The organism is Desulfopila sp. IMCC35006 (assembly GCF_005116645.1).
Classification (GTDB): Bacteria; Desulfobacterota; Desulfobulbia; order Desulfobulbales; family Desulfocapsaceae; genus Desulforhopalus_A.
Window position 1 is genome coordinate 259,431 of sequence record NZ_SWCM01000005.1, and the last position, 12,809, is coordinate 272,239.

Here is a 12,809-nt window from a genome sequence, read left to right on the forward strand (position 1 = left end):
GAAATTCAATAAATTTTTAGGTTGGAATGCTGATGAAAAGTACCTCTGTCGGCGATCGGTCCAGAAACGCCGGCGGCTCGTATTTGCTCGGAGAAAGAAGGGGCTGTCCATGACTTGTCATGGGTAGTACCGTCTTTCGACCGGTTAACGGGGAGCGTCGATTTCAGATGGTTATCCGGTAAAACATCATGCTCATATATATCATTTATTTCGACGATTTTCCATGGCGGCATGATCTTAAGCGGATTGGGCTGGTGGAGGTCAGGCGTTGGAATCAGCCGGTCACTGCTGAGAGAGATGCGCGTTAATCGTCCATTAACGATGTTATCGATAAATTCTCCCTGGGCCTGCGAATCTCTCACCGCATGCTGGACAAATAAAACAGGGTCAAGACCTAATTCAGCGCCGATGGACTGACTTTCTATGTTACCAAGGCGCACCATATCTGGATTGCTGAAAGACAGAGCGTCTCCATTCATTCGTTCCTGCTGCGCGAGCTCAACGGCCTGATGGATGAACACAGCGGGACTGAAGGGGATCACCTGACGGATCACACTGCTGTAGCTATCACCGAAAAAGAAAACGCTTTGATCACCAGACAGCTTAACTCTATTGTCCGAAAAAAACTGGGGCTTGGGTCCCGCAGGGATGATATTGGGTTCTGGAACGACAGAAATGCTGACCTCGGCAGTTGCTGTGCCGCCGTTGCCATCACTGATTTCATAGGAGAAAACTACGTTACCCCGGACCCCGGCGTTGGGGGTATAGGTGAGGGTGCCGTCGGTGTTGAGCATGACCACGCCCTCCGGAATGATCACCGTGCCGCCCGGAGACAAAGAGATCCCAGCTATCCTGGAGACAGTCAGGGTATCACTTTCCGGGTCGTTATCGTTACCCAATATCGCGACAGTAACCGGGCGTCCTTCTGGCAAGTGCCCGGTATCATCCACAGCGACGGGAGCATCATTGGCACCATGAATAACGACAGTCAGGGACGTGCTGCTGGTGGCCCCCATCGTGTCCCGCATGGTGTAGGTGAAGGTATCAGTAAGTGTCTCTCCGTTGTTGCGAAGAGCCTGAACCGCCGCGTCGTTGTTATCGACATTGTAAATGTAAGTACCGTTGGCATGGAGAGAAAGCGTACCGTGTACTCCGGGGGTCACACCATCAACCGCCCCTGCACCCACGCCGGTAACGCCAACAACAGTTTTAGTGTCGCCGACGTCAACGTCGGTATCATTGTCCAGCACATTACCCATTGCATTGGAACCAGGGGTTCCGTTGTTGATGCCACCTGCCTCCAATGCCACACCGGTATCGGCAACGGCTACCGGAGCCTCGTTGGAGCCGGTAATTGTGATGGTAAGACTCGTGCTGCTGGTCAAACCGTTCGTATCGCGCATTGTGTAGGTAAAGGTATCGGTGGCGATGTGTCCGGGGAAGATGGCCTTACTGGCCGATCCGTCCGCCACATAGCTGTAGCTGCCGTCGATGTTCAAGGTCAACGTACCATAGTCACTGAGGATCACCCCCGGGGTGCTGCTTGTTACTGCCTGGGTCGTACTGCCCTGAGCTGCCTGCGTGACAGTTTTGCTATCTGTCACGTCAACATCGATGTCGTTTTGCAGTACACCCGCAGCAGCGTTTACGCTCAGGGTGGCATCATGAATCACCGCACCGGTGTCGGCAACCGCCACCGGTCCATCATTGGTGCCCTGAATGGTAACGATGAGCGTGGTACTGCTGGTGAGCCCGGCGGCATCCTTCATGGTGTAGTTAAAAGTATCGGTCAGGGTATCACCGCTGGTGCGCAGGGACTGAACTGCCGAATCATTGTTATTGACATTGTAGGTGTAGCTGCCGTCACCATTGAGATGCAAGGTGCCATGGGCCCCAGAGGTGCTTCCCCCGACAACCCCCGCGGCAGCGCCGCTGACCTGCGTAACGGTCTTTGTCTCGCCGTTGGCTACGGAGTCAACATCGGTATCGTTGGTCAGCACATTGCCGGTCGGATCTGTTCCAGGGGCGGCATTGCCCAGTCCTCCGGCTTCAACCGCAGTTGCCGTGTCGGCAACTGCAACAGGGTTGTCATTCCGCCCGTCGATAGTGACCGTCAGCTGGGTACTGCTGGTGAGCCCGGCGGCATCCTTCATGGTGTAGTTAAAGGTATCGGTCAGGGTATCACCGCTGGTGCGCAAGGCCTGAACAGTCGCATCATTGTTATTGACATTGTAGGTGTAGCTGCCGTCACCATTGAGGTGCAGGGTGCCATGGGCTCCTGCAGTGCTTCCCCCGACAACCCCCGCGGTCGCGCCGGTGACCTGCGTGACGGTCTTTGTTTCGCCGTTGGCTGCGGAGTCAACATCGGTATCGTTGATCAGCACATTGCCGGTCGGATCTGTTCCAGGGGCGGCATTGCCCAGTCCTCCGGCTTCAACCGCAGTTGCCGTGTCGGCAACTGCAACAGGGTTGTCATTCCGCCCGTCGATAGTGACCGTCAGCTGGGCCGTATCGCTCAGCCCGCCGGTGTCTCTAACCCTATAGGTGAAGATGTCAGTAACTGATTGACCTGTTTCCCGCAGGGACTGCACCATCGTATTGGCATTGTCCACTACGTAACTGTAGGTACCATTTGAACCTATATTAAGCGTCCCGTAACTGCCGACCAGGTGCAGACCGGTGACGCTGGTCGTGCCCGCGCTGACCGCAGTCAGCGTTCCTCCCGCCGCTTCCGTCCCGATACGGGCTCCATTCACCGTCTTGGTCTCTCCGTTGACAACGGCATCAACATCGGTATCGTTATCCAGCACATTGCCGGTGGGGTTGACCCCGACTGTAACATTGGCTATGCCGCTGGCTTCAACCGCAGTTGCCGTGTCGTTCACTCCCACCGGGGTGTCGTTCCGCCCGTCGATATTGATGGTCAGCGTGCTGGAACTGGTCAATCCAGCGGGATCACGCATGGTGTAGTCAAAGAACTCAGATACCTTCTGGCCGGTAATCCGCAACGCCTGGACGGCAGCGTTGCTATTGTTCACTACATAGGTGTAGCTGCCATTGGCATTCAGCGTCAAGGTACCGTAGGTGCCTATCCTTGAACCCGTAGTGGTAACGGTCTTGGTATCGTGGCTGTCGACATCGGTATCGTTGGTCAGCACATTGCCAGTAGCATTGCTCCCTGCTGTTCCATTGTTCAGCCCGCCCGCTTCAACTGCACTTCCTATATCGGGGTTGGCTATTGGAGGATCGTTCACCGCAGTAATACTGATGGTACTGAGAACGATGTTGCTGGAGGCTGCACCAGCGAGATCCGAGTTAGCGTCGGTTACCTGCCATGCCACGGTACGGCTGGTGCTGATAGCAGTTGGGTCGTGGGAAGACGAGCTGTATTGTACCGATTGCAGTGCCGCAGTGTACTCGGTAAATGGGGCATTGCCTGTCAGGGTCAGCACGCCGTTGGCGTTACTTGCTATGCTGATGCCGTTCTGCGGGGTAAAGGTTAATGTATCACCCAACGTGTAACCTGCGCTGATTCTGACAGTAGCTCCACCCATCTGAATATCATCGGCATCGGATACAACATTGATCGTGGCGTCAATGGCCGCCGCCGGCCCCACCTCGGTATACAGAAGAGTTTGCCCTCCTCCCCCAAGTATCGGGGCATCCTGGGCTGGAATAACCGTGAGTGCTGTGGTACGGGAAGCGCTGGTATGGGCTCCAGCACCGTCCGAGTCGGCATCGGTCACTGTCCACTCTATGGCACGGGTGGTACGGGTGGCATTGACGGTAGGATCATCACTGGTGGAGGAAAAGGTGATGGACCGCAGGGCCGTAGTGTAGTGCGCCAGCGTAGCGGTACCTGTCAGGGTCAGCACACCTCCTGCGTTACTCAGGATGCTGATGCCGTTTTGCGGGGTAAAGTTGAGGGTATCTCCGCTTGTCAGGTTGCTGGTGATACTGACCGTGGCTGAAACAATCTGGGTGTCGTCAACATCGCTTACCGTGATATTGCCGTCAAGCACTACCCCGGAGGTGTTCTCGGTGTAGATTGGCGCAGGCGCACTACCGGTCAGCGTCGGGCCGTCATTGACCGGGGTGATGTTGATGTTACTGATACAGGTGTTGCTGACGGCTGCACCGGCATTGTCCGAGTTGGCATCGGTTACCCGCCAGGTTACCGTGCGGCTGGCGCTGATGACAGTCGGATCATCGGACGTCGAACTGTATTGCACCGATTGCAGGGCCGCGGTGTACTGCGCCAGGGTGGCTTTGCCGGTCAGGGTCAGTACCGCGCCAGAATTGCTCAAAATGCTGATGCCATTCTGCGCCGTAAAGCTGAGTGTATCGCCTGTCGTGTACCCGGCGCTGATACTGATCGTCGCCCCCCCCATCTGAGTATCGTCGTCATCGGATAACACGTTGACCGTGCTGTCAATTACTGCTGCCGGCCCGTTTTCGGTGTACGCCAGGGTCTGGCCTCCTCCCGCCAGAATCGGGGCGTCCTGGGTAGGGGTAACTGCAATGGCACGGGTCGCTGCCCCGGTCAGTGCACCACTGCCGCCGCCCCTGGAATTACTGTCGGTGGCGGCGAAGGTAATGATACGTGTTCCTGCGGTCGTATTTGCCGTCGGGTCGTCGGATGGGGTGGTGAAAGTGACGGTACGCAGTACGGCCTGGTAGTTGGCAACGGTGTCCGTGCCGCTCAACGAAAGCACGCCGGTCACGCTGTCATAGCTGTCAACCCGGATGCTGGTGCCTGCCACTGTATTTTCAAGGCCTGTGCCTGCAACTGCCAGGACATCCCCGTTCACAAAATTACCGCTGATGCTCACTCTTGCGCCGGTCAGCTGCGTGTCATCATAATCGGCCAGGCTCAGGGCGCTATCGATGATTATCGGCGTCAACGCATTCTCGGTAAAGGCGGCGTTGCCGCTGGTCATCGTGAAAATCGGCGCATCGTTGACAGCAGTAATGCCGATCCCGACAGAGCCGGCATTGTTCAGATGAAGCGGTGTCGATGTCCCCTGGGGATTTATGCCGGAGTTGGTGTTGCCGTCGTCGATGGTATAGTTGATGGTTATGTCGGCGGCCGGATCATTGCTCGTGTTGACATAAGTAATCGCCTGCAGAACCTGATTCACCTGGACTGTTGCGGCGCCATTGGCAAATGTAATCCGTAACTGACCGCTTTCGTTGGTAAAAGAACCGACTGTCGTTATACCGATGCGAAGAGCATCTGCACCACTGAAGTTAACCCCCGTGTTGCCGCTGCCGGTGACACCGAACACATCCTCGCTCTGGGCGCCGCCATTTCTTACCAGCGTCAATACCGCATTCCCCCAGTTGTCATACACACTGAGTTCCGGGTCAGTGACCGTTGCGTTGGCATCAAGGACTATGGCAGCGCCTTTTTCCGTGTAGACATGATCGGGAGTCCCGCCGCCAAGCCCGCTGAAGCTCGGAGCTTCGTTGGCACCGTCAACCGTGATCGCAATATTTTTGACATCTGTCTTATCGCCGCCGCTGCCTCCATTGCCGTTATCGTGCAGAGTCAGCGTTACGGTGTCGATACCCGAAAAATTATTATACGGCGTGTATGACAGACTATGATTGCCGCTGCTCAGGGCGGCCGAGAGATCGACGAGCGTGCCCTGTAGCGTCAGCGTTCCACTTCCCTCTCCGGAGACGATAGTTACACCATCTGCACCGGCAAAGTTCAAAAAACCGTTGTGCGTCGTGACCACAAGGTATGGCAGAGAGGTTCCCGCTGTGGCGTAATTTGTATCGAAAATATCTTTCGTATCAGTCAGGACAATGTCATTCGAAACTGTTGTCGCGGCAGCATTCTCACTGAGCGAGATGGGCGTGTTGTCCAGCGTCACCGACGGCGAATCATTGACCGCGGTAATATTGACTGCCACCGTCCTGGTCGCGGTAAGGGGGCTCCCCGGCGTGCTGTTTTCCCCATAGCCCAGGTCGTCGACGTCCAGTCTGACCGAGGGTTGCGCGGTGGAACTCTGGTGGGCCAGATTGAAGTTGTTGGCGTCGGCGGCCGGCGTATATTGCAGCTTGCCGACAACGGCATCAAGGTTGGTCCTGGTGCCGTACAGAGTCAGCATCTGACCATCAGTGAACCCGCTCCATGCAGCCTGCGGGGCAGTGCCTCCAGCATCAGTATAGACGCTGCCTGTCTCGCTGGAAAAACCGAAGCTCCCCGAGCCGGCAAAGCTCAGCGTCAGCTTGATCAGCCCGCTGCCCGAGTCCACATCATCGAGCGTAATACGGTTGGTTCCGGTGAAATTGAAGACTGTATCTTCCACAGCATTCACGAAACCACCGGCAACGCCGGTCAGAGTCGGCGCATCATTGAGCGGCGTTACCACCATTTTGACGCTGTCGGTGCCGCTTGAGAAGGCGCTGGTCTGAGCGGCGCTGGTGGTGCTGGTCTTGCTGCCGGCTGTGCCGCTGGTCCGGTCCCAGGCTTTGTAGGTAAAAGTGGCTGTGCCGCCATCCTTGGTATCAGGCACAAAACGAACGGAATACGCAGGAGCCAGCAAAAGTGCGCTGGTGTCGCTGACGACCCCGAAAGAGGTCCAGTTTGTCGAGCCATCTGCCGAATATTCCCAGTGGCCGGTGGACGCATTGGATACGGATGTAACGGCTATGCCCTGCTCGGCGCCGGTATCCGCATCGGTAATTCCGGAATGAGTGCTGTCAGCCGCACTGCTCGTGAGAAAGCCCGACACCAGATACCCTGCCGGGTTGGTATTGTCTTCATCGATGGGACTGCCCAGCGAGATGGCGCTGCCGGCATCGTAATCCGTCAGCACCGGCCGGTCGTTGGCGGCAGCAACCGTTACGGTTGCGCTGCCGGACCAGATGTCGGCACCGGCGAAATACACATTCTTGCTGTCGGTATAGAGGGGATCGGCAGGATCAGACGTACCGCCGCCATCTATCAGGACATAGTTGAGCGTGCGGGTGCCGGTAATGGCCTTGTCGTACTCGGTGTGACTGAAGGTTATGGCTTCGATCAAGGCCTTGACGGCGGGGACGGTCAGCGAGGTGTTGGCGCCGGCGGTGAAATTGATGGTCAGGTCATTGCCATTGACGCCGTTGGCGAAACCACCGGTTGTAACGGTGCCGATCTGGACGCCGCCGCAGGTGACTATCCCGGTGAAGGTATCATAGCCTATCTGGCCCGGGCCGGTACCGATATTCTTAATGCTCAATTGATCTGAGGTCTTATTGCCAAAGGTGTCACTGATGGTCAGCGATCCGCCCCGGAAATCGGCGCTGTTGTTGGCCAGATCCGAATCGCTCAGAGTGACGCTGGTGTCAATCAGAACCGGTGAGATATTGGGCGAACTGGTGCTATCCCCTTCGGTAAAGGTGGCACCTCCCGCGAGCCCGGTCACTACCGGCGCGTCGTTCACCGGTTTGATATTGATGACGAAGATCGCCGTCGGTTCGGTCATGCCGCTGGCGTCGGATATGGCATAGGTAAAAGTATCCCGGCTGCTGTACAGGGCTGCTTCAGTGCCGTTGTGCTGGTACCAGAGCCTGCCGGATTGAATATCTTCCAGGGTGAAAGCGCTGCCGACTGAAAGCTGTTTGGTAATAGCACCGGTTGCCGGGTCGCCGAGATAAAGAAAGCCGTGATCGACATTATCGGTGATCCGGTACTGCACCTGGAGACGACTGTTGTCGGGGTCGATGGCTTTGACGATGTCGGCGCTGTTGGCCACATCCGCCGAACCCAGCAGGTTGCTGGTGATTTTGAGGGCGCCGCCTTCGGGCACCGAGCCGGGGCCGTTATTGACAGCCAGGGGAGGCTGGTTGGTCGGGCGCAGGAAGATCGAGACCGTGGCCTCATTGCTGTCCAGAGGTCGGGGCGACGATATGAGCTCCCCGTCGTTGACCTTGAATTTGAAGCCGTCGTGGGCGATGTTCCAGTCGTAGCCGCTGGTAACTTCAATTCGACCGGCGTTGACATAGCGCAGGCTTCCGGCGTTCAATTCGGCATAGGTGAACGTGGTGTTTACGGTCATTACGTTCCAGGCGCTGCCGTCCCATTGCTGGATTGTGCCGTTGGTTGGCAGCTCGGTCAGCGTATAGGTCCAGGTGGCATTGCCGGTATCGCTGTCGCTGGCGGCAACCAGGGCGGTGGTGAGAACTTGGATGTGGTTGGTCTGGCCCGGGATGCCGCTGGAAAACTCGGTGGCGGTAAAGCTGGTGTTACTGGCAACCGGGGCATCATTGACGTCGGCAATGGTGAAGGTGACGGTGCGGTCGGGGCTGCGCATCTGGCTGTCTTTGATCAGCGAAAGACTCGTTGTGCCGTCGTTGACAGCAAGCGTGTTTTTCTCGCTGATATTTGGCGGCGCAATCAGCACATCACCGGCCGCCACAACGCCGCCATCGATCAGGTAGACGGTAACGCTACCCGTCATGGTGGTGTTGTCTGGAGCCGCTACATCGGCGGCCGGATTGTGGAAGTAGGCAATATTACCGGCGGCCAGATCGTCGGCAGAAAAGGAGGTGACGGCACCCCAGGCCGAACCGTTCCAGCGCCCGATGGTGCCGCCGACGGTGCTCACCATATAGGTGAGCTGACTTTGCGTGTTGTCGATATCGTGCCACTGGAAGTTGTCAGTCGTCAGTTTGACGGCGTTGACGATGTTGACGGCGTTGACAATGCCGGTCAGGGCAAAGTTGGCTGCTGCCATGCCGTTGCTGTTGTCGACATGCTGTTCCATCAGCATCCCGCCGTCCTGATTGGTGCTGATCGGTCCGGCATTTGTCTGGCTGATAGTCGGGGCGTCATCTACCGGGGAGATGGTGATGGTGAACGAATGGGAGATTGCGGCGGCACCCTTGGCCGCAGTAATGTTGAGCGTGTCGGTGAAGGCATAAGCGCTGCCCTCACTGCTGTCGTGGATGTAGATGATCCTGCCGCTGTTGATATCAGCCTGCGTAAAGGCGGTGCCGGCAGCACCGTAGACCAGCTCGACGCCATTCAGATACACCTTGCCGTGCACCGGCGCGGTGAACGTAAAGCTGGATCCGGTGCCGTCATCACTCAACATCCGCTGATCGAGCGTCAGGAAGAGACCTTCTGGAGAGACGCCTTTTAAGGTGCCGGTAATGCTTGCCGTATCACTTCCGATGGTTCCCGAAAACACGGGAAGCGGTACTGAGTTATCTGCAGTAATTGTAATGGCCAGCGTCTTGACGCCGGAATCGGCACCGTGACCGTCGGTGGCGACCACCTGCAGGCTGTCGCTGCCATGATAATAGGCATCGTTGCAGGTATATTTGAGTACGCCGGAGCTCAGATCGCTTTCACTGAAAGTGGAGCCACGGCCGATGCGAACGCCGTTCAGGGTCAGGTATCCGCGTGCAGGATCGACGCTGACCGTGTAGGTGCGCAGGTTGGCCGGGCTGTCCGGGTCGGTTGTTGTCAGGTTGGTGGAGCCAATGTTATTGTTGCTGCTGCCTTGCCCAACAGTCAGACCACTGGTGACAAGCAACGGCGCATCATTAATGGGAGTAATGGTGATATTGACGGCGGCGTTGGCGGTCGTGGGGGCAAGGTGGCCGTTATTGTCCGAAATTGAGACGTTGAAGCTGGTTTGCGATTCGGCGGAAATGACTGTTCCGTTCTGATCTGTGGGTTCGGTGCTGTTGTTGTAGGCAAAACGCAGGGCCGGATGGACAGCGTCGGTGAGTTGCGCCTGGGTAAAACCCAAACCGGATGTCGCCGCCTGGTAGCTGCTGCCGTTCCAGTATTGCAGAGTGCCGAAGGTTGCCCCCGGCAGAGAGGTAATGGTCAGAGTACGCAGACCGTCAGGATCATCCGCATCGACCATGGAGAGCGGAATCGGCGCAATCACCGGCACGCCGGGATTGGCGTTGTCTTCGGCAATAACCAGGGTTGTGCCGCTGACGGCAACCTGGGCATTAACGTCCTTGATGCTGATATCGAGGAAGGCCCAGGGGTTGCTTCCGGTGTTCTTGCCGTCGCTGCCGATGATACCGCCGGCGCCGTCACGGATGGTAAAATAGAATCGATCCGTGGTGTCGGCGGTGAGTTCGCCGACAGTCGGCGTATACGTAATGCTGCTGATGTTTGACTGGGAAAAGAGTGACCCGACCCCAAGGACGGCACCATTGAGATTGAGTGTCCCATTGGCCGGCAGTTCTTCGATACGATAGAGAATCTGGGTGGTGCTGTTGTCGGGGTCGTAAATGCGCATATTGCCGGTAAGGCCGGCAACCTGGGTTGAATCGTTGGTAAACCCGCCGGTCAGCATGACCGAGGCGTGTTCATTGACCACGAGTGGCGAGGCGGTGAAGGCAGGCGGGTCATTGACCGGTGTTACGTTCAGGGTGGCCGTATTAGCTGCACTGCTGAAGGGTGACGTGCTTGACAGGACGGTGGTACTGCCGGTTGCACCGGCCAGGCCGCTGCTCGCATCCCATGCCTTGTAGCTTAATGAAACGGTGCCGGAGTTGCGGCTGTCGATCTGGCTATTGGCGGTGACGACAAATCTGACCTGGGCGTCGCCGGGCAGCAGGAGGGCGCTTTCTGCGCTGACAACGGGAAATGGTGTCCAGGCATTGCCGCTTAACTGATATTCCCAGGTCCCGGTCATTGAACTTGCCGCATCGGTCCCCGAGGCGGAGGTAATGGCAATTCCCATGGCTGTGCCGGCATCGGTGTCACTCCACATCGCCTTGGCACTGGCATTGGTCAGCAGGTTGGTGACGGTAAATGCGGTGGTCAGGTCTTCGGTCTGCGCCAGGGAAATACCGGAAGGCGTCAAGACAGGCTGATCGTTCGTGCCGTTGATGGTGACGGTGAGGGTTGACGAGGACGTTTCATTGGCGGTATCCTTCATGGTGTAAGTGAAGGTTTCAACCAATATCTGACCAATGCCGAGCTCCTGAACAAGGGTGTTGCCGTTGTCCAGGGTATAGGTGTAGCTGCCGTCAACATTAAGGAGCAGGCTGCCATAAGCAGTGGTGAGTGCGCTGCCGATTGTGCCGCCGGCGAGGGTGGAAACTGTTTTCGCATCCCCGGTATCCACATCGGTGTCATTAATCACAATATTGCCGGCAACACTGGCCTGGTCTTCAGCTATGCTGACCGTGTCGGCGACAGCCTGGGGTGCGTCGTTCGTGCCGTTGATGGTGACGGTGAGGGTTGATGCGGACGTGGCATTGGCTGCATCCCTCATGGTGTAATGGAATGTTTCTGTCAAGGACTGGCCAACGCCGAGCGCCTGAACGGCACTGCTGTCGTTATCCAGCGTATAGATATAGCTGCCGTCAACATTAAGGAGCAGACTGCCGTGGGTGCTGGTAAGAACATTGCCAACTGTGCCGCCGGTGAGGTCGGTGACTGTTTTCGAATCCCCGGTATCCACATCGGTGTCATTAGTCAGAATGTTGCCGGCAACACTGACCAGGTCCTCGGCGATGGAGACAGTGTCGGCGACGGCAACGGGCGCATCGTTGATTGAGGTGGCAATGACCGTGCTTGAATGGTCGGTGACCGTACTCGTGTAGTCGTACACCGAAATCGTGAAAGTGGTTGTTTCCGTAGTGCCGGGGGCTACATGGTTGGCTGTTGGGGTAAAGACCAGCCCGCGGATAGCCGCCTGTGCAGCGGCGGCGCTGCCGGTAAAGGTGTACAGCCCGGTGCCTGCGTCATAGAGACCGCCGCTCAGGTTCGACAGGGAACCTTTTGCCGCTGCATCCAGGGCAACGCTTAGGCGCTGGATATCGGCCGGGTCGGCATCGGTAATGGTAACGGTTGCGAAAGGTGTTATGGGAGTATTATCGTTCACCGTCTGGCTTGTTACGGTACCGCCAATTGCCGGCGCAGCGAATAGTCCGTCGTAGCGTGCCAGGGCCGCCTCGCCTACAGCCAGCCGGCTGTCAATCGGTCCGGTCTGCAATTCGAGCACCCAGTCGCCGCCTCTGGCCGCGCTTCCGGTAGCATTTGTTGATGCCGCAATATCCGCACCGGTGAGGGTGGCGAGTTGGCTGAGAAACGTGGTGCCGTTCGAACCGGAACCAACATCGCAGCCGTAAAGCAGAATATCGGCGTCGTCCGTAAGATGGGGTGCCCAACCCTGGATCTGGGTGCTGCTGCTCAGGGTGCTGCTGGTGATGGTGTCGCTGCCCAGACTGATACTGCCGCTGCTGCCATGACTGATAATCTGGATCGACTGGATATTGCTGCTGTTGTTGATGGCGGCATCGAGCGCAGCGAGGCCGGATTCATCCGCGTTGATGACGCGCACCATGACGTTGCCCGGCAGGTCGCCAAGCAGACTCTGGTAATCGGCGACCCGGCTGTCAACGACCAGCAGCGTGGTTGGCGCTGCAGCCGGAGCAGGGTTCGCGGTGGTGGCGTCGACCGCCGTCGTTGTTCGTACCTCGGTGGCATCGGTTTGATGGACCAGAGGATCGCCGGCGGACAGGTGATCCTCGACCGCTACTGCCGCCGCTCCGTCAAAGAGAACCCTTGGTTCCAGGGCAAAAGCGCTGGAGCGCGGGCGAAATAATTGGTTATTTTTCATTCAAAATATTTTTGACCCGAAAGGAACAAACAGGTGCGGTTTCGCAAGAGAAAAAAGACGGCAATACCAGGAGAACCCCCCATGAAACCTTTATATAAAAGCATATCACAGCAAACGAGGAGATTCCAATTCAATTTTTGCGACGAACCAATCTCGTTAAACCAGCTAAATTAGCGGGTTATCAGTTTTTTCCTGGTCACGTAGAAGAGTGCCCGA

1 protein-coding gene is annotated in these 12,809 nt (G+C 57.1%); it reads right to left on the minus strand.

All coding sequences use genetic code 11. The annotated features are described in order from the left end of the window. Positions 1–5: 5 nt before the first annotated feature. Complete coding sequence (locus tag FCL47_RS11100; protein WP_136813567.1) at positions 6–12,593, minus strand: Ig-like domain-containing protein; 12,588 nt, start codon at positions 12,591–12,593, stop codon at positions 6–8. Positions 12,594–12,809: the final 216 nt, after the last annotated feature.

Coding starts and splice junctions, on each gene's coding strand:
- FCL47_RS11100 (WP_136813567.1), bottom strand. CDS start 12,593: ATGAAAAATAACCAATTATTTCGCCCGCGCTCCAGCGCTTTTGCCCTG.